Origin of the sequence: Marinicauda salina (assembly GCF_003122085.1) — a bacterium.
GTDB classification, from domain to species: Bacteria; Pseudomonadota; Alphaproteobacteria; order Caulobacterales; family Maricaulaceae; genus Maricicauda_A; species Maricicauda_A salina.
Genome location: NZ_QEXV01000004.1, coordinates 219,218 through 240,908, shown reverse-complemented (window position 1 = coordinate 240,908; position 21,691 = coordinate 219,218). Strand labels below are relative to the sequence as shown.

General features: G+C 70.1%; 26 protein-coding genes. 13 read left to right on the top strand and 13 right to left on the bottom strand.

Annotated elements, in window-relative coordinates; genetic code table 11:
• Nucleotides 1-13 precede the first annotated feature (13 nt).
• The 9 genes from gspG to DDZ18_RS10435 are packed head-to-tail and all read left to right on the top strand — an operon-like array spanning nucleotide 14 to nucleotide 6,048.
• The gene (gene gspG / locus DDZ18_RS10475) at nucleotides 14-466 is read left to right on the top strand and encodes a type II secretion system major pseudopilin GspG (protein WP_109253339.1); all 453 of its coding nucleotides are present in this window, start codon (nucleotides 14-16) and stop codon (nucleotides 464-466) included.
• Nucleotides 467-484: 18 nt separating this feature from the next.
• Nucleotides 485-979 (top strand): GspH/FimT family pseudopilin, encoded by a 495-nt coding sequence (locus tag DDZ18_RS10470; protein WP_109253338.1) that lies wholly within the window; start codon nucleotides 485-487, stop codon nucleotides 977-979.
• A complete protein-coding gene (gene gspI / locus DDZ18_RS10465) occupies nucleotides 976-1,344 on the top strand; it encodes a type II secretion system minor pseudopilin GspI (RefSeq protein ID WP_109253337.1) in 369 nt (122 codons plus the stop codon). Before DDZ18_RS10470 ends, gspI begins: the two co-directional genes overlap by 4 nt.
• The gene (gene gspJ, locus DDZ18_RS10460) at nucleotides 1,341-2,006 is read left to right on the top strand and encodes a type II secretion system minor pseudopilin GspJ (protein WP_109253336.1); all 666 of its coding nucleotides are present in this window, start codon (nucleotides 1,341-1,343) and stop codon (nucleotides 2,004-2,006) included. Before gspI ends, gspJ begins: the two co-directional genes overlap by 4 nt.
• On the top strand, nucleotides 2,003-3,022 hold the full coding sequence (gene gspK / locus DDZ18_RS10455; protein ID WP_109253335.1) for a type II secretion system minor pseudopilin GspK: 1,020 nt from the start codon (nucleotides 2,003-2,005) through the stop codon (nucleotides 3,020-3,022). Before gspJ ends, gspK begins: the two co-directional genes overlap by 4 nt.
• Nucleotides 3,019-4,296, top strand: a complete 1,278-nt coding sequence (gspL, locus tag DDZ18_RS10450; RefSeq protein ID WP_109253334.1) for a type II secretion system protein GspL — start codon at nucleotides 3,019-3,021, stop codon at nucleotides 4,294-4,296. Before gspK ends, gspL begins: the two co-directional genes overlap by 4 nt.
• Complete coding sequence (gspM, locus tag DDZ18_RS10445; RefSeq protein ID WP_109253333.1) at nucleotides 4,293-4,805, top strand: type II secretion system protein GspM; 513 nt, start codon at nucleotides 4,293-4,295, stop codon at nucleotides 4,803-4,805. Before gspL ends, gspM begins: the two co-directional genes overlap by 4 nt.
• A complete protein-coding gene (gene gspN, locus DDZ18_RS10440; protein ID WP_109253332.1) occupies nucleotides 4,805-5,536 on the top strand; it encodes a type II secretion system protein N in 732 nt (243 codons plus the stop codon). Before gspM ends, gspN begins: the two co-directional genes overlap by 1 nt.
• Entirely contained in the window at nucleotides 5,533-6,048 is a 516-nt protein-coding gene (locus DDZ18_RS10435) for a hypothetical protein (RefSeq protein WP_109253331.1), read from the top strand. The genes gspN and DDZ18_RS10435 overlap by 4 nt, the downstream gene beginning before the upstream one ends.
• A gap of 19 nt (nucleotides 6,049-6,067) precedes the next feature.
• Here the strand turns inward: DDZ18_RS10435 and DDZ18_RS10430 are convergent, their stop codons facing one another.
• The gene (locus DDZ18_RS10430) at nucleotides 6,068-6,595 is read right to left on the bottom strand and encodes a hypothetical protein (RefSeq protein ID WP_109253330.1); all 528 of its coding nucleotides are present in this window, start codon (nucleotides 6,593-6,595) and stop codon (nucleotides 6,068-6,070) included.
• A 145-nt stretch (nucleotides 6,596-6,740) separates the two neighbouring features.
• A complete protein-coding gene (locus tag DDZ18_RS10425; protein ID WP_109253329.1) occupies nucleotides 6,741-7,232 on the bottom strand; it encodes a hypothetical protein in 492 nt (163 codons plus the stop codon).
• A gap of 204 nt (nucleotides 7,233-7,436) precedes the next feature.
• Here DDZ18_RS10425 and DDZ18_RS10420 point away from each other — a divergent pair, with 204 nt between their 5' ends.
• Nucleotides 7,437-7,880, top strand: a complete 444-nt coding sequence (locus tag DDZ18_RS10420) for a hypothetical protein (RefSeq protein ID WP_109253328.1) — start codon at nucleotides 7,437-7,439, stop codon at nucleotides 7,878-7,880.
• Nucleotides 7,881-7,938: 58 nt separating this feature from the next.
• Here DDZ18_RS10420 and DDZ18_RS10415 read toward each other — a convergent pair whose 3' ends face one another.
• The 3 genes from DDZ18_RS10415 to DDZ18_RS10405 all read right to left on the bottom strand — a co-directional run bounded on the left by DDZ18_RS10415 (nucleotide 7,939) and on the right by DDZ18_RS10405 (nucleotide 11,984).
• Nucleotides 7,939-9,768 (bottom strand): ABCB family ABC transporter ATP-binding protein/permease, encoded by a 1,830-nt coding sequence (locus tag DDZ18_RS10415; protein WP_109253327.1) that lies wholly within the window; start codon nucleotides 9,766-9,768, stop codon nucleotides 7,939-7,941.
• 46 nt (nucleotides 9,769-9,814) lie between these two features.
• A complete protein-coding gene (locus DDZ18_RS10410) occupies nucleotides 9,815-10,888 on the bottom strand; it encodes a CNNM domain-containing protein (RefSeq protein WP_109253326.1) in 1,074 nt (357 codons plus the stop codon).
• Nucleotides 10,889-10,994: 106 nt separating this feature from the next.
• Nucleotides 10,995-11,984: a LysM peptidoglycan-binding domain-containing protein gene (locus DDZ18_RS10405; RefSeq protein WP_109253325.1), complete on the bottom strand. Its 990-nt coding sequence runs from the start codon at nucleotides 11,982-11,984 to the stop codon at nucleotides 10,995-10,997.
• A 139-nt stretch (nucleotides 11,985-12,123) separates the two neighbouring features.
• Here DDZ18_RS10405 and DDZ18_RS10400 point away from each other — a divergent pair, with 139 nt between their 5' ends.
• The gene (locus DDZ18_RS10400) at nucleotides 12,124-12,669 is read left to right on the top strand and encodes an LOG family protein (RefSeq protein ID WP_233245804.1); all 546 of its coding nucleotides are present in this window, start codon (nucleotides 12,124-12,126) and stop codon (nucleotides 12,667-12,669) included.
• On the opposite strand, the gene DDZ18_RS10395 is transcribed toward DDZ18_RS10400, so the two are convergent.
• From DDZ18_RS10395 to DDZ18_RS10380, 5 genes are all read right to left on the bottom strand, one after another.
• The gene (locus DDZ18_RS10395) at nucleotides 12,666-12,869 is read right to left on the bottom strand and encodes a helix-turn-helix transcriptional regulator (RefSeq protein ID WP_109253324.1); all 204 of its coding nucleotides are present in this window, start codon (nucleotides 12,867-12,869) and stop codon (nucleotides 12,666-12,668) included. The two genes, DDZ18_RS10400 and DDZ18_RS10395, sit on opposite strands and share 4 nt — an antisense overlap.
• The gene (locus tag DDZ18_RS10390) at nucleotides 12,866-13,252 is read right to left on the bottom strand and encodes a hypothetical protein (protein ID WP_109253323.1); all 387 of its coding nucleotides are present in this window, start codon (nucleotides 13,250-13,252) and stop codon (nucleotides 12,866-12,868) included. The genes DDZ18_RS10395 and DDZ18_RS10390 overlap by 4 nt, the downstream gene beginning before the upstream one ends.
• Nucleotides 13,249-13,377 (bottom strand): hypothetical protein, encoded by a 129-nt coding sequence (locus DDZ18_RS14250; protein ID WP_269845074.1) that lies wholly within the window; start codon nucleotides 13,375-13,377, stop codon nucleotides 13,249-13,251. The genes DDZ18_RS10390 and DDZ18_RS14250 overlap by 4 nt, the downstream gene beginning before the upstream one ends.
• A gap of 130 nt (nucleotides 13,378-13,507) precedes the next feature.
• Nucleotides 13,508-14,854: a glutamate--tRNA ligase gene (gene gltX, locus DDZ18_RS10385; protein WP_109253322.1), complete on the bottom strand. Its 1,347-nt coding sequence runs from the start codon at nucleotides 14,852-14,854 to the stop codon at nucleotides 13,508-13,510.
• 100 nt (nucleotides 14,855-14,954) lie between these two features.
• On the bottom strand, nucleotides 14,955-15,899 hold the full coding sequence (locus DDZ18_RS10380; RefSeq protein ID WP_109253321.1) for a Gfo/Idh/MocA family protein: 945 nt from the start codon (nucleotides 15,897-15,899) through the stop codon (nucleotides 14,955-14,957).
• Between the two features lie 158 nt (nucleotides 15,900-16,057).
• Between DDZ18_RS10380 and DDZ18_RS10375 the strand changes: the two genes are divergently transcribed.
• On the top strand, nucleotides 16,058-17,065 hold the full coding sequence (locus DDZ18_RS10375) for an NADP-dependent oxidoreductase (RefSeq protein WP_109253320.1): 1,008 nt from the start codon (nucleotides 16,058-16,060) through the stop codon (nucleotides 17,063-17,065).
• Nucleotides 17,066-17,077: 12 nt separating this feature from the next.
• Here the strand turns inward: DDZ18_RS10375 and DDZ18_RS13905 are convergent, their stop codons facing one another.
• The gene (locus tag DDZ18_RS13905) at nucleotides 17,078-17,239 is read right to left on the bottom strand and encodes a hypothetical protein (RefSeq protein ID WP_158272130.1); all 162 of its coding nucleotides are present in this window, start codon (nucleotides 17,237-17,239) and stop codon (nucleotides 17,078-17,080) included.
• 236 nt (nucleotides 17,240-17,475) lie between these two features.
• Here DDZ18_RS13905 and DDZ18_RS10370 point away from each other — a divergent pair, with 236 nt between their 5' ends.
• Entirely contained in the window at nucleotides 17,476-17,742 is a 267-nt protein-coding gene (locus DDZ18_RS10370; RefSeq protein WP_109253319.1) for an HU family DNA-binding protein, read from the top strand.
• Between the two features lie 176 nt (nucleotides 17,743-17,918).
• On the opposite strand, the gene DDZ18_RS10365 is transcribed toward DDZ18_RS10370, so the two are convergent.
• Together DDZ18_RS10365 and gor are read right to left on the bottom strand one after the other, a co-directional pair.
• Nucleotides 17,919-19,286: a class II 3-deoxy-7-phosphoheptulonate synthase gene (locus DDZ18_RS10365; RefSeq protein ID WP_109253318.1), complete on the bottom strand. Its 1,368-nt coding sequence runs from the start codon at nucleotides 19,284-19,286 to the stop codon at nucleotides 17,919-17,921.
• Between the two features lie 111 nt (nucleotides 19,287-19,397).
• A complete protein-coding gene (gor, locus tag DDZ18_RS10360) occupies nucleotides 19,398-20,789 on the bottom strand; it encodes a glutathione-disulfide reductase (RefSeq protein ID WP_109253317.1) in 1,392 nt (463 codons plus the stop codon).
• Between the last annotated feature and the right edge of the window lie 902 nt (nucleotides 20,790-21,691).

Here is a 21,691-nt window from a genome sequence, read left to right as displayed (position 1 = left end):
AGGAGCTCAAGCCATGAGCGTTTGCAGATCACTCGCCCGCAGGCGCGCCGCCGAGGCGGGCTTCACGCTGACGGAGATGATGGTCGTCATCGCCATCATCGGACTGCTCTCGACGGTGGTGGTGATCAATGTCCTGCCGCTGCTCGGCACGGCGCGCGAGGACAAGGTGCGCGCAGATCTCGCCACGCTGGAGAGCTCGCTGACGACCTTCTACGCGACCTACGGGCGCTTCCCGACGACCGACGAGGGGCTCGAGGCGCTGGTGGCGCCGCCCGAAGAGGACCGGATCTCGGCGCGCTACGCCGAGGAAGGATTCATCGAACGCCTGCCCGAGGACCCGTGGGGGCGCGAGTACCAGTATCTCTTCCCCGGCGAGCAGGGCCGCTACGACCTCTACTCCCTCGGCGCCGACGGCCGGCCCGGCGGCGAAGGCGACAACGCCGATATCGGCAACTGGGATCTCTGAGGACGCGACCGGCGAACCATGCGCACTCGGGCGACGATACGGCGAGAGGCGGGCTTCTCCCTGGTGGAGATGCTGGTCGCGCTCGCCGTCGCGGGCCTGATGGCGAGCGCCGTCGTGATGAGCATCACGATGCGCCCGGCGCCGATCGAGCGCGAGGCCGAGCGGCTGCTGGCGCGCTTCCACGAGGCGCGCGAGACAGCGCTCGTGACCGGACGCGTGATCGGCTTCGCCCCGGAGCCCGACGGCGCGGGATATCTCTTCCTGCGCCACGCCGACGGCGACTGGCGCGACTATCCGGCCCATCCCGCGTTCGCGCCGCATGACCTGCCCGCCGGGCTGCGCCTGCACGGCGAAACCGGCCGCGAGACCGGCGACGCGCCGCTGGTCTGGTTCGACCCGACCGGGGTCGATCAGCCCTTCGAGCTTCTGCTCCAGGACGGCCGGCGGGATCTCTTCCTCGTCCGCGACGGCGACGGCGCGCTGAGCATCGAGACGCCGGAGGCGATGCGATGAGCGTGTCGCGCCAGTCCGGCTTCTCGCTCGTGGAGATGCTCGCCGCCCTGGCGGTGGTGTCGCTGGCCGGCCTCGCCCTGATGCAGGCGATGACCACCGCCGGGCGCAGCGCGATTCACGCGCGCGAACGCGCCCTGGCGGCCGTCGCCGCGGAGAGCGTGATGAACACGCTCATCCTCGAGGCGCGCTCGGTCCGCAGGCTGAGGGAGACGAGCGGAACCTACAGCCTCGCGGGAACGGACTACGACTGGACGATCACGCTGGAAGAGACGCCCGACCCGGGCCTGGAGCGCGTCACGCTGACCCTGTCCGACGCGCGCGGGCCCGTCCACGAACTCGTGACTTTCCGGAAGGCGACCCCATGACCGGGCCGGTTCGCAGAGACAGCGGCTTCACGCTGACCGAGGTGCTGGTCGCGGTGGCGATCTTCGCGCTGATCAGCACCGCCGCGCTCGGCCTGCTCACCACGGCGGTGCGCAGCCGCGACGTCCACGCCGAGCAGCTCGAACGCATCGAGGCCGTCCAGCGCGCGCGCGTCCTGCTGCGCGACGATATCGGCCAGCTCGTCATGCGCCCCTTCCGCACCGAGGAGGGCGTGGTCGACGGCCGGGTCTTCTCCGGCGACGTCTCCGGCGCCGACCCGCTGGAGCCGGCGCAGCCCGGCGAACCCCGCGAGATCCTCGTGCTGACGCGGTCGGGCTGGGCCAATCCGGGCGGCGCGCAGCCGCGCTCGACCCTGCAGCGTGTGGCCTGGATCTATGACGGAACCACTCTCAAGCGGCGCGCCTGGACCTATCCCGACGCCGCCCGCGACGCCGAGCCGACGACGATGACCGTGCTCGAGACGGCGCGCGACCTCCGGCTCGAATTCCTCGTCGGGAATGTCTGGCGCCCCGACATCCTGGTCTCGTCGGGCGGCGAGAACTCCCCCGCCCCCCCGCGCGGCGTCCGCGTGCGCTATGTCGCGCCGGGCCTCGGCGAGATCGAGCACGTGCTGCTCAGCCCCGCCGCGGACATCGCCGCATGAACCGGCTGACGCGCATATTCGCCCGGCGCCGGGAGGAAGGCACGGCGCTGATCACCGCGGTGCTGGTGACGGCGCTGATGGCGGTGATCGCCGTCGAGCTGGTCGACCAGACGCGCTTCGCACTGTTCCGAACCGCGAATGTTGACCGGCGCGACGCCGCCTACTGGTACGCCATGGGCGCGCGGGAATTCTCCGAGAGCGTGCTTCTGCGCTCCGGCCCGGCCGAGCGCGAGGTGATGCGCCCGGTCGAGCCCTGGCTGGCCGGCCCGCAGACCTTCCCGATCGAGGACGGCGCGCTCACCGGTCATATCCGTGACGGCAATAACTGCCTCAATCTCAACGCCATGGCCGGAGACGGCGCCGAGGGCGCGGCGGGGATGGAGCCGGGCCTGACGAGCGAGGACGTGCGGGTCATGTTCTCGGTTCTGCTCGAACGCCTGGGCGCCGACCCCGGACGCATCGAGACGCTGAAGGCCCAGATCGTCGACTGGATCGACGAGGACGCCTGGCGCGAGCCCGGCGGCGCGGAGGACGACGCCTACCGCGCCTTCGACCCGCCCCTGCGCGCGGCCAACCAGCCGATGGTCGAGATCGAGGAGCTGCTCGTCCTGCCGGCGATGACGCCGGAGCTGTTCGAGCGGATCCGACCCTTCGTGTGCGTGCGGCCCGATCCCCGGCAGCCGCCGCTCAATCTCAACACGCTGCAGCTCGAACAGGCGGTGCTGCTGACGGCCCTGTTCCAGGGGCGGCTCACGGTGGGAGACGCCGAGGCCGTGCTGCTGCAGCGCCCCGCGGAGGGCTATGACGACGTCGAGGCCTTCTTCAAGCATCCCGCCATCGTCGCGCTGGAGCCCGAGCTCGCCATGCGCGAGGCGGTGACGCTGCGCTCGCGCTGGTTCGAGATCGACGTGACGGTCCGCCTGGACGAGACCGAGTTCAGCCTGTTCCAGACCAGCGAGCTGACGCCGGACGGGCGCATGCTGCGGCTGAGCCAGCGCTTCGGAGCGGTGCGATGAGCGTGCTCGTCATCTCGCTGCCCCCCGGCGGAGGCGACGCCGAGACGCCGGCCGGCTGGGCGCTCGTCTCCGACGACGGCGCGATCCGGGCCGAGGGCGCGATCCGCCCGGGCGAGGCGCCCGACTGGCCGAACGGCGAGTCGCCCGACTACGCGGTGGCGCTCCTGCCCGCCCAGGACATGTTCGCGCGCTATCGCGCCGTGCCCGGGCGCAGCGAGCGCGACGCCGCCCAGGCCGCGCCCTTCCTCGTCGAGGAAGAACTCGCCGCGCCGCTGGAGACCCAGCACGTCGTCCCGGGCGCGCGCGACGCCGACGGCCGGGCCTGGCTGTTCGCCGCGGCGAAGCCCGTCCAGCAGGGCTGGCGGGATTATCTCGCCGGGCTGGGCGTCAAGCCGGTCTACGCCGCGCCCGACGCGATGTTCCTGTCCGGACACGGCGGAGACCTCACGGTCGCCGCCTATGACGACGTCGTCCTGTTCCAGACCCGGGGCGGCGATCTCGTCCGCCAGGCGCGGCTAGGCGACGAGGCGGAAGCCGCCCCCGACGACGATCCCGTCTGCGGCGGCGTCGAGCGCGATCTCGCCGATGCGGTGCTGCCCGCCCTCGGCGCGCGCCTCAATCCGCAGCGCGTCCTGCTGACCGAGGATATCGCGCCCGAGCGGGTCGCGCCCGACGCCGAGCCCGTCGCCGTCAAGCGCCAGCCGGCGCCCGACCTGCGCGTCGAGGCCGCCCGCGCGCCGGAAGCCGCCCTCGTCCGGCTGCCCGCCTTCTTCGGAACCGCCCTGGTCTCCGGCGTCGACTGGGCCTCCATGATCCGGCCGTGGACGCGCGCCGGCGCGTTGCTCGGCGTGGCCGTGATCGGCGCGAGCGCGTTGTTCTTCGCCGAGGGCGTCTACTATTCCCAGCGCGCCGACCGCTATTACGAAGCTTCCCGGGAGATGTACCGCGCCGAGTTCGACGAGCGCGCCACCGATCCGGCCGCCCAGCTGCGCGTGAAGCTGCGCGCGCTCGGCGGCGGGCCGGGCGAAAGCGCCTTTCTCGAACTCGCCGCGCGCCTCGCCGAGGCCGCGGGCGAAGCCGATCAGGTCCGCATCGACTCCATCCGCTACAGCGCCGAGCGCGACGGACTTTCGGTCACGGCCACCTATCCCGATTTCGCCGACTTCGAGGCCTTCCGGACGATGGCCGACGAGGCGGGGCTCGTCATCGAGGACGGCGGCGCGCGCCAGGGCCCGGGCGGCGTCACCGGCGATTTCCTCGTGAGGCGGCCATGACGCTGGAATCCCTCCTCGCCCTGCTGCGCCAGACCTGGGCGCAGAGAACCGCGCGCGAGCAGATCCTGATCGCCGCGGCCGCGGCGCTGTTCGCGCTCACGGCGGTGTGGAGCTTCATGCTCGCGCCGGCGCTGGCGCACCGCGACGCCATGCGCGCGAGCTACGAGGCCCAGCTCGAGGATCATCTCCAGCTGGTCGCCGGGATCGAACGCTATCGCGCGCTCAGAGGCGCGGGCGACGCCGAGCCGCAGTCGGCGGCGTCGCTGCGCACGCTGGTCGGCTCGAAGGCGCGCGAGACCGGCGTCCCGATCACGCGCATCCAGCCGCTCGAGAACGGCCAGGTCAGCGTCTGGACCGATCCGGTGGCCGAAGGCGACCTGATGGGCCTGCTGCTCGATCTCGCCCGCAGCGACAATGTCCGCGTCACCCGGCTGAGCCTCGACCGCGAAGGCGACGGCCGGGTGCGCAGCCAGGTCGTGCTCGCGCGCGCCGGAAGCGCCGGCTCGTGATGCGCCCGCTCGCACTCGCGCTGGCCGGGCTCGGCGTGTTTGTCGCCGCGCTCGTCGCGTTCCTGCCCGCCCGCGCGCTCTACGCCGCGGCCCTGCGGCCGGCCGGCGTCGAGGCCGACCACGTCACGGGACCGGTCTGGAACGCGCGCGCCTACCGGGTGCGATTCGCCGGCCAGCCCTTCGCCGAGGCCGATCTCGCGCTCGCCTTCCTGCCCTTGCTCACGGGCGCGGCGCGCCTCGAGGCCGAGCTGCGCGACGAGAGCGCGCTGGGGCGCGGAACCCTGGTGGCGCGGCCCGGCGCGCTGACGCTGACCGACGCCAGCCTGGCGGCGGAGATCCGACGCCTGCCCGGCCTCGCCGAACTGCCCGCGCCGCAGACCGAGCGCGTCTACGCCGAGATCGAGAGATTGACCTTCCGGGACGGACGGTGCGAGGGCGCGTCGGGAACGATCTCGACGCAGCTGCTCGCACGCCTCGGCGGACGCTATGATGTGGCGCTGCCCGAGATCACGGGCGCGTTCGGCTGCGCGGGCGAGGCCGTCGCGGTCACGTTCGAAGGCGCAAGCGCGGCGCTCGATCTGACCGGCTCGGTCCGCCTGGACGCCGACGGCTACCGCTGGACGGCGGAGGCCGGCACTGAGGAGCCGGGCGTGATCGCGGTGCTGATCGCGCTGGGCTTTGAGGAGACCGGCGCGGCCTGGCGCGCCGAAGGCGAAGGGAGCTATCGATGAAGCCAGCCGCCACGCTCGCTGCGATACTTCTGCTCACAGGCTGCGCGCAGATCCCCGGAGCCGCGCCCAATGTCGCGCCAGCGGAACCGGCCGCCGGGGCGGAGACCCGGCTCGAGCAGCTCCCGCCCCAGCAGCTGGCCGAAGGCGAGTGCGGCCTGTTCGTCTGGACCCGCGCCCAGCCGCACCGCTTCATCCTGTTCGAGAACGAGTCGCGCGGGATGGCGCGGATCCTCCACGACGCCCGTATCCTGAACATCGCGACTCATGGCGGACCGGCGGCGTTCTCTACGGGAACGCCGGTCGAGCGGACCTATCGCGACGCAGAGAACGGGCTGATCTTCACGCTCGAGGGCGAAGCCGGCGAGCCGACGGCCGCCGGCGTGCGCCTGCAACGGGGGCTTCTGCGCACCCGGCTGGCCGACGGCGCCGAGATCGTCGCCCCGGTGCTCGGCGTGCGCTCCTGCCGGACCGACGCGCCCTCGCCGCCCGGCTCGACGCGGCGCGACCGGTAACGCGCAAACCCGGCGTCGCCTACTCTTCCGCGTCGGCGTCAGGCGCGGCTTCGGCCGCCGCGGCGCACAGGCGCTGCGAGATCGCATCATCGGTCTGGACCGCGCAGAATCGGCCGTCGCGCATCCGGTAGGCGCCGGTCCCGGAGCGATCGTCGCCCGGGCGCAGCCCGAAACGGATATGATCGGCGACGGCGAGATCGAACTCGATGCGCGCCTCCTCGGAAAGCTCGGTCGAGCGGAGACGGCGGACGAACCGGCCGTCGGCCATGTCGCACCCGACGACCACGACCCCGTCGGGACCGCGGCTGGAGAAGCTCGCCCCGTCCGGCAGCGCGGCGAGCAGCGCGTCGTCGGTCTCCGCCCGGCAGGCCTGCTGCGCGGCCGCATCCAGCGCGCTGAGGCCGGTCTCCTCGTCCTGGGTCGCCTCTGGTTCGACGCCCTCAGACTGAAGCTCCGCCGACGAGGGCGCAGCGTCGCCGGCGTCCCCGCAACCGGCGAGCGCGAACGCCGCGATGAGCGCCGACATCGTGATTCCCGTCCTGGTCATGAAGCCCTCCTCGACCGACCGATCGCCGTGAAGCGCTTCCTTTTATGAGTCCGGGAAATGGGCGGAAAGCGTGGATGAGGCCGTGTCGCTGAAACTTCGCAATTCCACGATCCGGCCGCGCGGATCGGCCCGCCCGGCCGGAAAATCAGAAGTCGTCGCGCGCGGCGCCGCTGCGGACCCTGACGGTCCCCGATCCGCCGAATATCCGTCCCAGCCAGCCGACGATGCCCCCGGTCGGCTCGGGCTCAGGCGCGTCGTCCGGATCGAGCGCGCGAAGCTTGCGGAAGAAGGCGTCCGCCTCGGCGAGATCCCGCACGGTGGCGACATGGCGGCCGGCGGCCGAGAGCGTATCCACGAACGCCTCGATCGCGCGCGCGCCGCTCCGGTTGCGCGGCTTGACCATCGCGATCGCGACATGTTCCGGCAATTCGTTGGCGAACACCTCGCCGAGCGACGAGGCGTCGGCGAACGGGATCTGCAGATCCGCTTCCGCCATGTCCATGACGAGCTCGGTGGCCTGGGACTCCGCAAACAGCGCGACATAGATCTCGGCGGAGTCCATCGCGTCCTGCCAGTCGACGCCGCCAACCCGGCGCGACACGATCCGACCGTCGACGACCTCGACGCTCCTTCCCATGCGGATTTCCCCCGATCAGCGCTCCCCCCGGAGCCGGTCAGGAGACGGAGTGTCGCGGCGACAGGTTAATATGAGGATTATGCGCATATGGCATGCGCCGGCGCTCGGACCGAACCGGTCGCGCCCTCTCCCCCGGACAGGGGATGCCGCCTCCGGCCGGAGCCTGCTCCAGTCCCCGAAGACGCATCCAGGGAGGCTGACGCCATGATCAACACACTCGCACGCGCCGCGCTCGCGCCGCTCGCCGCATCCGCCCTCGTCGCATGCGCGACGACCTCGAACTCGACGCAGGCTGCGCTCGAGCCCGCGCTCCAGGTTTCCTATCCGGGCGACGCGGACATGAGCTGCGCCGAGCTCGAGACCGAGATCGCGCGCATGGAGCAGATGATGGCGGACGCCCAGCAGGGGGCGGCCAGCGCCGAGGCGTCCGAACAAGTCGCCGGCGCAGCCGGCGCGGCCGCGGTCAGCGCGGCCGGCTATAGCGGCGCGCTCGGACGGGCGCCGGGGCTCGGAATCCTGGCCAACGCCGCCAGCGGCGTGGCGGCCGATCGCGCCCGCGCCGAGGCGGAACGCCGCGCAGAGAACGCCCGGACGGCCGAGCTGCGGCGAACCTCGCTGAACGGTCTCCACGCCGGCAAGGGCTGCTGACCGACCCGACGCCCCCTCGCTCGGACAGCGCTGATGGACAGCCCGGGACCGCGGCGGCTCACGCCGAGGCGGTCTCGGCCTGCCGGCGCCACATCGCCGCATAGCGCCCGTCGGCGGCGAGCAGCTCGGCGTGGGCGCCGGCTTCGCTGAGGCGCCCGTTCTCCATGACGAAGATCCGGTCGGCGCGCGCGATCGTCGACAACCGGTGCGCCACGGCGATCGTGGTGCGCCCGCGCGCGGCCTCGGCGATCGCGGCCTGGACCTCGCCCTCGGTCTCGGAATCCAGCGCCGAGGTCGCCTCGTCCAGGATCAGGATCGGCGGGTTCTTCAGGATCGCGCGCGCCACGCCGACGCGCTGCTTCTCGCCGCCCGACAGCTTGAGGCCGCGCTCGCCCACCCGCGTATCCAGCCCGGTCGGCAAATCGCGAACGAAGTCGCCCAGGCGGGCGCGCTCGACGGCGTCCATCAATGCGGCCTCGTCGGCGTCGGGCCGGCCGTAGAGAATGTTCTCCCTGAGCGTGTCGTTGAACAGCACGACCTCCTGGGGCACGAGACCCAGACTGGCTCTGAGGGATTGCTGCGTGACGCCGGCGATGTCCTGCCCGTCGATCAGGACGCGTCCGCTGTCGGGGTCGTAGAAGCGGAAGAGCAGCCTCAGCAGGGTCGACTTGCCCGCGCCCGACGGACCGGCGAGGCCGACGAACGCGCCGGCGGGAATCTCGAGATCGACGTCCTCGACCGACCGCGCGCGGCCCGGGTGGGCGAAGCTGACATGCTCGAACCGCACCGCGCCGCCGGTCACGTCCAGCGGCCGCGCCCCGGGCGCGTCGGCGACCTCCGGCTCGATTCCGAGCAGCTGGAACAGCCGCTCGAGATCGACCGTGGCCTGGCGGATTTCGCGATAGGCGAAGCCGAGAATGTTGAGCGGCTGATAGACGTTCATCAGCATCAGCGTGAGCGCGGCGATGTCGCCGGGCTCGAGCTGGCCCTGCAGCACGCGATAGCCGGCCAGCAGCGCCACGGCCAGCAGGCCGCCGTTCATGATCGCGGCCTGGGTGGCGTTGAGCGCGGCGAGGCTCTGCTGGGAGGCCGAGGCCGCATCGGCGTAGCGGGTCTTGGCCGAATCGAAGCGGGCGACCTCGCGGTCCTCGGCGGCGAAGGCCTTGACCGTCTCGAAATTGGCCAGCGTGTCGACGGCGCGCGCGTTCACCTCGGTGTCGGCCTCGTTCATGCGCCGGCGCAGCTTCACCCGCCACTGCGTCATCGACCAGGTGGCGAAGGCGTAGGCGAGCACCGCGACCACGACGATCACCGAGAAGATCCAGCCATACATCACCGCGGCGACGACGGCGGCCAGCGCCAGCTCGATCAGCGCGGGCAGGATGTTGAAGACGAGGAAGCGCAGCAGGAAATCGACCGCGTTGGCGCCGCGATCGATGATCCGGTTCACCGCCCCGGTGCGCTTGTTCTGGTGATAGCCGAGCGAAAGCCCCTGGACGTGGGCGAAGCCCTGCACGGCGGTCAGGCGCTGGGCGTCGTTCGAGACCGGCGCGAACAGCGCGTCGCGCGCCTGCGGGGCGGCGCTCGAGGCGAAGCGGCTCAGCCCGTAGATGAGGAAGAACGCGGCGAACGGCCAGAGGATCGCCGTCTGCGGGGCGTCGGACTGCACCGCGCGCGTCACCGCGTTCACGCCCTCGCCGAACAGGACCGGCGAGGCGACGGCGAACAGCTTGGCGACGACAGTCAGCGCGAAGGCGACCACCATCCGCACGCGCCAGCGGGCCATCTCCGGCGAGGCGAGCAGGATGAGCAGCCGGCCGATCGCATCGCCCAGCCGGCCTTCCGGCGCCGCGCCTTCGGTCGCGTCGGTCTGGGAGTCGCCATGCATGGCGCGCTACTTAGGGCGGCGGCGTCCGCGACGCCAGTCCGCGAGATTATTCCGCCTCGCCGCGCCCCTCGCCGGAGGCGCCGCTCGGGGCGGCCATCCGGGCGGCGCGCTTGCGCCACTGATCGCGGGCCAGCGCCTGCAGATCCTCGATGCTGTCGACCTCGTCGGTGATCTCGAGACCCAGCAGAGTCTCGACCAGATCCTCGATCGTGACGACGCCTGCGGTGCCCCCGAACTCGTCGGCCACGACCGCGATGTGCCTGTTGCCCCGCAGCAGGGTCTCGAACAGCGACTGGAGCGTCGTCTGCTCGTCGACATGGGCGATGTCGCGCCGCAATTGCTTGAGCGGCACGTCGAGCCGGTCCTCGAGCGCGGCGGCCAGAATGTCCGTCTTCAGGACGAAGCCCGTCACCGTGTCGATATCATCCTGATAGACGAGCAGGCGGGAGAACGGCACCTGCGCGATCTGGGCGGCGGCCTGGCGCACGCTGACGGCCTCGTCGTACGCCTCGACCACTGTTCGCGGCGTCATGATGTCGTGGGCGCTGAGGGAATCGAAGCGCAGAAGGTTGGCCACGACGGTCGACTGGTTCTTCTCGATCACGCCCTGCTGGTGGCCGATCCGCGCCATGGCCGCGATCTCCTCGCGGCTGACGCCGTCGCGCCGACCGGACGAGATGAGCCGGGTCAGCCCGCGCGCCAGCCAGACCAGCGGCCACATCGACCAGATCAGCGGGGGCAGGACCCGGGCGGTGAAAGGCGTCAGCAGCTTCCAGTAGGTCGCACCGAGAGTCTTCGGAATGATCTCGGAGGCCACCAGGATCATCAGCGTCAGGACGGCGGAGAACACGCCGACGCCCGCATCCCCGAACAGGCGCGCGGCCTGGGCGCCCGCCGCAGTCGCGCCGACGGTGTGGGCCACGGTGTTCAGGCTCAGAATCGCCGCGAGCGGCCGATCCACATCGCTCTTCAGCTTCCGGATCAGCCGGGCCGTCGCCGAGTCATGCTCTTCGAGCGCCGCGACATGGGACGGCGTCACCGACAACAGTACGGCTTCGAGAATCGAACACAGAAAGGAGAACCCGATCGCGAGCGCGACGTAGAAGACGAGAAGGGTCATTCAGGCTCCGCACACAGGCCGATCCCTCCGCCAAATGGCGCGGATCGACCACCGCACGGATACAACAGCTCCCGCCCCGCGCCAAAGAGCGTCCACCGAAAGCGGACTACTCCCCGTCTTCGCCGCCTTCGGTTTCGGGCGTCTCGAACACCTGGCCGGGATAGATCAGGTCGGGATCGCGGATCTGGTCCTGGTTGGCCTCGTAGATGACCGTGTACTGGATGCCCCGTCCGTAGAGCCGGCGCGCGATGCGCCAGAGCGAATTGCCCGGCTGGACCACCACGCTTCCCGGGGCGCGGTCGGCGAGCGCTTCGGCGCTGGCGCGCTCGAACGGCACGGCGATCACGGCGGTCACCCGGCCTTCCTCGTCGAGCTGGTCGACCTGGAGGTCGTAGACGCCCGGCGCGAAGCTGTCGCCGGCCTGGACGGACCAGCGCCCGTCCTCATCGGCGCGGGTCTCGCCGACCACCTCGCCGTCGGCGAGCACGCGCACCTGCGAACCCGGCGTGGCGCGGCCGGAAAAGATGACGGTGCCGGATTCGTCGTAATCGACCGCCTCCAAAGCGAGCGGCCCCATCTCGACGCCCTGGAACGGCCCCTGGAGCACCCGGCTCGCCTCGCCCGGCCGCCCCAGCACGACAAGCGGAGTCTCGTCGCGCGACTCCGGCACGGCGACGACGACGACCTGGTCGGAGCGGATCTCCTGGCCGGCCTCGGTGCGCATGACCAGGCTCAGCTCGACGGAGCCCGCCGGCAGCGGCTCGTCGACGATGATCACCCATTCGCCGGCCTCGTCGACCTCGACCTCGGCGATGTCGCGCTCGCCGGCGACCAGCACGACGCGCGAGCCCGGCGCGCCGCGACCGGCCACCACGGCCGTGCCGCGCGGATCCACGCGCACCACGTCGAAGCTCGGCGGCGACATGCCCGCGACGACCTCGTCGGAGGCGTCGGGTGCGATCGTGTCCTCCACGACGGGCTCGCCCGGCGTGATGTCGGGTTCGGCCGTCTCGCGAGTCACGACATAGACGACCGCAGCGACCAGCGCCGCGATCAGAAGCGCTGTGGCGATAAGGAAAGACCGCGTCGCGGTCATGGCGTGTCTCCCTGGTGCTCGGCCGGATTCCAGCCCCCGGGGATCGGGCTGCAAAACTCGCACCGGCCGCGCCTCCCGCCTAAAGTGAGCCGCGCCGCGCGCCGACTCAACCCGTTAGCCGACAGGATGGACACCAGCCATGGCGAAATTGCGGAGCATCTGCATCTTCTGCGGGTCCGAACCCGGCGACGATCCCCGCTACGAGGCGATGGCTGACGCCGCCGGCCGACACATCGCCGAGTCCGGGGTGCGGCTCGTTTACGGCGGCGGCGAGATCGGCCTGATGGGCGTCGCCGCGCGCGCCGCGCAGGCCGCCGGCGGCGAGGTGCTGGGCGTAATCCCGGAGTTCATGATCCCCGCCGAGGGCGCCCAGGAGGAGATCGAGCTCAGGAAGGTCGCCACGATGGGCGCGCGCAAGGCCATCCTGATCGAGGAGGCCGACGCCTTCCTAATCCTGCCCGGCGGCACGGGCACGCTCGAGTCGATCTTCGATCTCATCTCGCGACGGCGCGAAGGCCATCGCGCCAAGCCCGTCGTGTTCGCCGACGCCGAGTTCTGGGCGCCGCTCAAGGCCCTGCTCGACAAGGTGGCCGAAGAGGGGTTCGTGATTGGCGACGCGTTCGAGGGGCTCAGCTTCGAGGCGGATCTGGAAGACGCTCTCGACCGGCTGCTGGGAGCCGACTAGGAAACGGAATCCGGCGGCTCGAACACCTCCTCGATGCTCAGGCCGAAGGCCTGGGCGATGCCGAAGGCGAGCGCCAGCGAGGGGACGTGTTTGCCGGACTCGACTGCGTTGATCGCCTGGCGCGACACCCCGACCCGCTCGCCCAGCTCGGCCTGGCTCCACCGCCTCTCCGCCCGGAGCACGCGAATGCGATTCTTCATTGGTAGCGCATCCGCACGAAGACCTGCGCCACGCCCATGACGCCGAGCAGCGCCGGAAGCACCCAGATCATCGAGATGTCCGGAAGCGCGAGCGCGCCTTCGAGGAAACCGTACGTGAAACTGGCGAAGCCGACGATCAGCGCGGAAACGAGCATCGCCTCCGAGATGATGCGCGCCTGCACCTCGTCCATGGCGCGCACGAACTGCAGCGCCGCCCACAGGCCGTAGAGCGCGGGAAGCACCGGCAGCAGGGCGAGCCCGACGCGCACCGGCGCGTCGAGCGCGAACCCGGCGTCGAGCGCATTGACGCCGACCACCGCGCCGGCGTAAGCGCCGGCCGCCCCGGCGATCCGGAAGGAATAGCGTTTCGCCGCCGGGCTCACGGCGTCGCCTCAACTTGCGCCGGTGCGGCGTCGGCGTCGAACACGCCCGCCGAGGCCAATGCCGCCGCAATCGCGATCACCAGCGCCGTGATGACTCCGAAGGATGCGCCGCGCAGCTTCTTCATGGTTCGCTCCATCAGGTTTGCATGACTATGTGTCATGTAAACCTGACACCCGCGCGACGTCAAGAGAACCTGACTAAATGACAGGATTCCGTGACTGGCGGACCGCCAACGCCGTGCGGATCCGGCCGACCTAGGCGCGCTCGCCCTTCAGGCGCGCCTCGACCTTGTTCCGGTCCATCAGCGACAGCAGCACGTCCATCTCGGGACCGTGGCGCTGGCCGGTGAGCGCCATGCGCAGCGGCTGGAAGAGCTCGCGGCCCTTGCGTCCGGTCTCGGCCTTGATGGCGCCGGTCCATTCCCGCCAGCTGTCCGCCGTGAGCGTCCCGCCGGGCAGGAGTTCGGCCGCCTTGGCGAGATAGTCCGCATCCTCGACGTCCGGCTCGACCGGTCCCTCGACGAGACGCCACCATTCGCGCGCGTTGGACAGGCGTTCCAGATTGGGGCGCACCGCCTCCCAGAACGCCGCGTCGCCGTCGACGCCCATCGCCTTCAGCCGATCGGCGACCGCCTCGAAGGGCGTCGCCTGCAGCAGGCGCGCGTTGAGGCGGGTCAGTTCGGCGGGATCGAAGCGCGCCGGATTGCGCGACAGCTTGGCGAGATCGAACTCCGCGATCAGGGTCTCGAGCGAGTCGCGCGCCTCGACGGAATCCGACGTGCCGATCTTGGCCAGCAGCGACAGGATCGCCATCGGCTCGATCCCCTCCTCCTCGCGCAGGCCCTCGATCGACAGCGCGCCGAGCCGCTTGGACAGCTTGCCGCCGTCGGGTCCGACCAGCAGCGGGTGATGGCCCATGCGCGGCGCGGCGTTCCTGCCGCCGAGCGCCTCGAAAATCTCGATCTGGGCGGCCGAGTTGGTGACGTGGTCCTCGCCGCGGATGATGTCGGTGATCCCCGCGTCGATATCGTCGACCACGCTCGGCAGGGTGTAGAGATAGCTGCCGTCCTCGCGCACCAGGATCGGGTCGGACACCGAGCTCGTCTCGATGCGGCTCGGCCCGCGGACGAGATCGTCCCACGCAATGCGCCCGCCCGACAGCTTGAAGCGCCAGTGCGGCTTGCGCCCCTCGGCCTCGAGCTTCGCCCGGTCGGCGTCGGTGAGATTGAGCGCGCCGCGGTCATAGACCGGCGGCTTGCCCTGGGCGCGCTGGAGCTTGCGCTTGCGCTCGAGCTCGTCGCCGGTCTCGTAGCAGGGATAGAGCAGCCCCGCCTCGATCAGGCGCTGCTTGGCCGCCTCGTACTGGTCGAACCGGCTCGACTGGTTGAACGTCTCGTCCCAGTTCAGGCCGAGCCACTCGAGATCGGCCTTGATGCCGTCCTCGTAGGCCTTCGTCGAGCGCTCGAGATCGGTGTCGTCGATGCGCAGAACGAACTGTCCGCCCTGCGACTTGGCGAACAGGAAGTTCATCAGCGCGGTGCGCACATTGCCGACATGGATGCGGCCGGTCGGGCTCGGCGCGAAGCGGACTTTGACGGTCATGCGGTCGGGTTCCGGTCAGGCGGGACGATCGCCGTCTCATACGACGGGCCGCGCGGCTTTGCCACGCCCGCGCGCGGGAATCAAACCGGGATGCGCGGGATCAGATGCGGCTCGCCCCGCCCGCGGCCGCGTCGATGGCCAGCGCGGTCTCAAGCGCCATGAGCCCGTCGGCGCCCGTCGCGGCGACCGTTTCGGCCTTCGGGTCGAGCACGGCGTCGAGGAAGGCGGCGACATTGGCGCCCAGCGAATCCTTCGCCGCGGGGCGGTCGGCGAAGTCCGGGTCGAGCTTCAGCCCGTCGGTGATCTCGAAGGTGCGCGCGAGGAAATCGACCTCGACGCGCGCGCCGGTCTCGTAGTCGAGGTCCATGATCCGGTCGCGCGCCTCCGCCACCCGGCTCGCCTCGAGCTCGGCGACCATCCCGCCGGGAAAGGTCAGCCGCGTGCGGACATGATCGGGAAGTCCCGCGCGCGCCTCGAACATCTCCGCCTCGACGCGCTCGGGCGCGCCGCCGGCCAGCGCCAGGACGAGATCGATGTCGTGGATCATCAGGTCGAGCGTGACCGAGACGTCGAGATTGCGCGCGCTCGGCGTGCCCATGCGCCGCGCAGACAGGCCGGTCAGCTTCGGCAGGTCGCCGAACAGGCCCATCGCGTCGAAGACGAAGCGTTCCTGGTGGCCGACGGAAAGCACCAGGCCCGTCTCGCGCGCGAGATCGACAAGCTCCCGGGCCTCCTCGACGGTGGCCGCGACCGGCTTCTCCACCAGTACGGGCCGGCCGGCCAGGAGCGCGCGGCGCACCGCGTCGTGATGGAACACCGCCGGGCTGGCGACGGTGACGACGTCGACGGCCTCGACGAGGTCGTGCAGCGACTCGAAGGCTCGCCCGCCATGCTTCGCGCACAGCGCCTCGGCGTGGTCGTGCACGGGATCGAAAACGCCGACGAAGTCGGCGCGCGGATCGGCGGCGTATTTCGAGGCGTGATAGCCCCCGAAGACGCCCGCGCCGACGACGCCGGCGCGCAGCTTGGTCGCTTGCTCGTTCATGGGCGCGGACCAAGCACGGCCCGGCGAGGAAGGCAAATCGGCCGCGCCGCGGGCGGGCTGACAATTCATTGCGGATTCTTGCCGACGCGCCTGTTGCGCCGCAGCACGCGCGCTCTACCATCCGTCCCGGAAGCGTCGAGCGCACCGGGAGAAACCTCATGAAATCGCGCGAAGTCCGCCTGACCCAGCACTTCACCGGCCCGGTGAAGCCCGAATATTTCGAGATCGCCGAGGTCGAGCTGCCCGAGCCCGGCGCCGGCGAGGTCCAGGTCGCCAATGAATGGCTGTCGGTCGATCCCTACATGCGCCCGCGCATGGCCGGGCTGAAGACCTATATCGACCCGTTCGAGGTCGGAAAGCCCATGGAGGGCGGCGCCGTCGGCAAGGTCGTGAAGTCCAACTCCGACAAGCTCGCCGAGGGCGACTACGTCTTCTCGATGCTGGGCTGGCGCGAGGGCTTCAACGCGCCCGCCGAGGCGCTGATGAAGGTCGACGCCGAGATCCTCCCCCCCGAGGCGTATCTCGGCATCGCCGGCCTGACGGGGCTGACCGCCTATGTGGGCCTCAAGCGCATCATCGAGCTGAAGCAAGGCGAGACGCTGTGGATGAGCGCCGGCGCCGGGGCGGTCGGCTCGGCGGGCATCCAGTTCGCCAAGGCCATGGGCGCCAACGTGATCGCCACCGCCGGCGGAGCCGAAAAGGTCGCCTTCTGCAAGGAGATCGGCGCCGACGCCGCCGTCGACTACAAGGCCGCCGACAATCTCGGCCGGGCGGTGAAGGACGCGGCGAAAGAGATCGGCGTCGACGGGATCGACGCCTATTTCGAGAATGTGGGCGGGGATCACCTCGCCGCCGCGCTCGACGTGCTCAAGCGCTTCGGCCGCATCGCCGCGTGCGGGATGATCGCGCGCTACAACGACGACCGGCCCGTCCCCGGCCCGTCCAATCTCACCAATATCGTGACCAAGTCGCTGACCATGCGCGGCTTCATCGTCACCGAGCACATGGACATGCAGAGCCAGTTCATCTCCGATCTCTCGGAGTGGATGATGGCGGGCAAGGTGAAGACGCGCGAGACGGTCTATGACGGCGTCGAGAAGGCGCCAGAGGCGTTCATGGGCCTGTTCACCGGGGCCAATCTCGGAAAGATGCTGGTGAAGGTGTAGGCGCCCGGCGCCTCAGGCGCGCGCGGCCCGGTGCATCCGGCCCAGCACGAAACCGCCGACGACCGCGCCGACCAGCGCGGCCAGGCCGGCCTGTCCGAACAGGTGCAGGAAGCCCGCATAGCTGAGCACCGCCGTCGACACGGCCAGGCCGGCGGCGGCGATTCTGTCCAGCAATGGTGCGGTCGGGCGGGTCATGGTTTCCCAAACGCAAACAGCGGGCCGGTTTGCGACGCTTTGTTTACCATGACGCGCAACTCCGGGCCGACTTTCTGAGGAAAACCCTCGGATTCCCCTGTATTCGCTTGCAATCCCGCGTCAGAATCGCGCTTGATGCCGGGGTCCAAAGAACCTGCGGTCCCCGTCGCATCCCCGCGACACCCGCTGAAAGTCAGAAAGGGGGGAACCCTCTCATGAATAAGTCCGAACTCGCCAAAGCCGTTTCCGACGCCGCCGGCATCACCCGCGCCCAGGCGGGCGACGCGGTCGATGCGGTGATCGATTCCGTCGTGAAATCGGCCAAGAAGGGCGACAGCGTCCAGCTCGCCGGCTTCGGCACGTTCCACGCCAAGCACCGCGATGCGCGCGAAGTGCGCAACCCGCGCACCGGCGAGAAGATGATGTCCAAGGCGAAGACCTCGCTGGCCTTCCGGCCGGCGTCGGCGCTCAAGGACATCTAGGCGGTTCCACACGCTTTGACGAAAGCGCCGCCCGGGAAACCGGGCGGCGTTTTTGTTTGGGGGGGCGTGTCCCTCGATGGCTCGGTCCTTGGGCTTGACCCAAGGACCCAGTCGGCCCGGCCGAACCCTCACCCCTGGGCCCTTGGATCAAGTCCAAGGGCCGAGAGGATCGGACCTCACTCCGCCGCGCGTCGCACGCCCGCCGCCGGCTTCAGCGCATCGGCGATCTGGAAGGCCATCTCAAGGGCCTGGTCGGCGTTGAGCCGCGGATCGCAATGGGTGTGGTAGCGGCTGGACAGATCGGCTTCCGAGAGATGCCCCGCCCCGCCGACGCATTCGGTGACGGCGCCGCCGGTCATCTCGAAATGGACCCCGCCGGGCTCCGCGCCCTCGGCGCGGACGATCTCGAAAAAGCCGCGCAGCTCGGCGAGGATCCGGTCGAAATCCCGCGTCTTGTAGCCCGAGCCCGTCTTCATCGTGTTGCCGTGCATCGGGTCGCACGACCAGACGACCCTGCGCCCCTCGGCCTCGACCCTGCGCACAAGCTCCGGCAGATGTTCGCCGACCTTGTCGGCGCCCATGCGCGCATAGAGCACGATGCGGCCGGCCTCGTTGGCGGGATTGAGCGCATCGATCAGGCGCAGCAGGTCGTCGACCTCGATGCTCGGCCCGCACTTGAGCCCGATCGGGTTCTCCACGCCGCGGGCGAACTCGACATGGGCGCCGTCCGGCTGGCGCGTGCGGTCGCCGATCCACAGCAGGTGCGCCGAGGTCGCGTACCAGCGCCCCGTCGTCGAATCCATCCGCGTGAGCGCCTCCTCGAACGGAAGGTGCAGCGCCTCGTGGCTGGTGAAGAAGTCGACGCCCTCGAGCGACGGCGCGGCGTCGGGCGTCACCCCGCAGGCGCGCATGAAGGCGAGCGCCTCGGTGATGCGGTCGGCGTATTCCTGGTAGCGCTCGCCCGCCGGGCTGCCGGCGAGGAAGTCGAGCGTCCACTGATGGACGTTGTGCAGGTCGGCGTAGCCGCCCGAGGCCAGCGCGCGCAGCAGGTTGAGCGTCGAGGCCGACTGCTCGTAGGCGCGCACAAGGCGCTGCGGATCGGGAACGCGCGCCTCGGGCGTGAAGGCCATTTCATTGACGGAGTCGCCGCGATAGCTCGGCAGCTCGACGCCGTCCTGGGTCTCGGTGGGCGACGAGCGCGGCTTGGCGAACTGGCCGGCGATGCGGCCGACCTTCACCACGGGTTTCGCCGCGGCGAAGGTCATCACGACGGCCATCTGCAGCAGCACCCGGAAGGTGTCGCGCACATTGGCCGCGGAGAATTCCTTGAAGCTTTCCGCGCAATCGCCGCCCTGCAGCAGGAAGGCCTGACCGGAGGCCACGTTGGCGAGCTGGCGGCGCAGGCGGCGCGCCTCGCCGGCGAAGACCAGCGGCGGCCGGCGCGACAGCTCGGCCTCGACGTCGGCCAGCGCGGCGGCGTCCGGATAGTCCGGAAGCTGCAGCGCGGTCTTGGTCCGCCAGCTGTCAGGGCTCCACGCGGTCATCGATCCCTCGCCTCGTCGGGTCGGCGCCCGACCCTTCCCCTCAAAGGTATGCGCCGACGGGCCGGATTATAAGCCCCGGCTTGCAAGACGCGTGCATGCTACGCAGCCGGCTCACTCCGCGGCGCGCATCTCCGGGGGGACCCATTTCTCGCGCATGGTGACGAGCTCTTCGGCCGCCGTGGGATGAACCGCGCAGGTGGCGTCGAACTGATCCTTCGTGAGGCCGGCCTTCACCGCGATCCCTACGGCCTGGATGATCTCGGGCGCGTCCTCGCCGACGATGTGCACGCCGAGCACGCGCTGGTCGGAGGCGCGGACGACGAGCTTCATCAGCATCCAGTCGGGATCGTCGCCGAGCAGGCCCTTCATCGGACGGAAGCGCGACTTGTAGATGTCGATCTCGCCGTGGGACTTGCGCGCCTCGGCCTCGGTGAGCCCGACGGTCCCGACCGGCGGCTGGGTGAAGACCGCGCTGGCGATATCGGAATGGTCGTAAGCCTCGGGCTTTCCGCCGAACACGGTCTCGGCGAAGCAGGCGCCCTCGCGGATCGCCACCGGCGTGAGATTGACCCGGTTGGTGACGTCGCCGACGGCGTAGATGTGATCGACATTCGTCTTCGAATAGGCGTCGACCTTGACCGCCCCGGCCGCGTCGGTCTCGACGCCGGCGGTCTCCAGGCCCAGGCCTTTCGTCGCCGGGTCGCGGCCGGTCGCCAGCACCACGACGTCGGCGTCGAGCACCGTGCCGTTGTCGAGACGGACCTTCTTCCAGCCTTCTTTCTCGCCGGCCTCGATCTCGGTGAAAACCGCGTGGGTGATCACGCGCACGCCGGCGTCCTTGAGCCCTTCGTGGACGACCGCGCGGACGTCGTCGTCGAAGCCCCGGAGCACGGTGTCGCGGCGATAGACCAGGCAGGTCTTCACGCCCAGCCCGGCGAAGATCTGGGCGAACTCGCAGGCGATATAGCCGCCGCCGGCGATGACGATGTGCTCGGGCAGCTTGTCGAGATGGAACAGCTCGTTGGAGCTCACCGCCAGCTCGGTCCCCTTGACGCCCGGCGGCGTGTTCGGAGTCCCGCCCGTGGCGATCAGGATGTGCCTGGCCGTCACCGTGCGGTCCTCGCCCCCGAGCCGGATGGTGTGGGCGTCCTCCAGCACGGCGCGGTCCTCGATCAGCTCGACGCCGGCGTTGGCGAGGTTCTTCGCGTAGATGCCCGACAGCCGGTCGACCTCGGCGTTCATCGCGTCGCGGAAGGCCGGCCAGTCGAATTCCGGCTCGGAGAAGGACCAGCCATAGTCCTTCGCGGTCTTGAAGGACTTCGCGAAGTTCGAGGCGTAGACCATGTATTTCTTGGGCACGCAGCCGCGGATGACGCAGGTGCCGCCGGGCCGGTGCGCCTCGGCGACGGCGGTCTTCGCGCCCTTGAGCGCCGACAGGCGCGAGGCGCGCACCCCGCCCGAGCCCGCGCCGATCGTGAACAGGTCGTAGTCGTATTCCGCCATCGAGGCTCTCCGCGGTGTCGCTGGCGCGGGTCAGCGCGCCGGATTTGCGCGGAAGGTGGCGCGGGCGGCGGCGCAGGGCAAGGCGGCGGGCGGTCGCGCGCAGGTCACGAGGGGGTGAGCGGGAGCCGCGCGCCTCCCTCCCCCTCCGTGGGGAGGGTGGACGGACCGCAGGTCCGGCCGGGTGGGGGGCGAACGTAGAGCGCCCTTCGATCCTCACCCCACCCCGCTCGCTGCGCTCGCGACCCTCCCCATCAAGGGGAGGGAGGTGGAGTGGGTCACAACAACGAGGAGCAAGTGCTGCGTCGTCCGGCTGTAAGCGAGTTCACAGCCAAAAAACAACTGCTGGACCGCGGTCACGAGTCGTTTCGGGGGCAACGCACCGTCCAATTCAGCCACGAGTCCCGATTCGGGCAGGGAACTCACAATCCTGTCGAAGCGGCAGAAAAGAAGCGCTTGAACCTCTATGCCACTGATTCATCGCAATAAAATATTGTGGAAATCTATCGCCACCCCCGTCGTCACCTGTTCGAGACTCGGACGTAGCACCGGCTTACCCACGGTGCGTTGAGAGAGTTCCGGCGCACGGGCAAACCCGCGTCGAGATTGTTGCGTATGGAGCGGCGCAAATGACGGATCCGTTGGATTTGCCGAGATATCTCGGACCGGTTCTCAAGCTCGCCAAGTGGCTCAGCAAGCACATCAATCCCCGCACCCAGCGGACTAGCCACCCTCGCCTTCTTAAAAACGCAGCTTATGCGTGGCGCGCCGCATCAAAGCTACCGTTTTCTGAGGAGAGGAAACAGGCACTGGACGCAATTGACCGAATAATCGATACAGAATGCTCGCAGCGTCGAGATTGAGAGAACAAGGTTTCACGCGCGAATGGCGATGAAAGCGCGTCT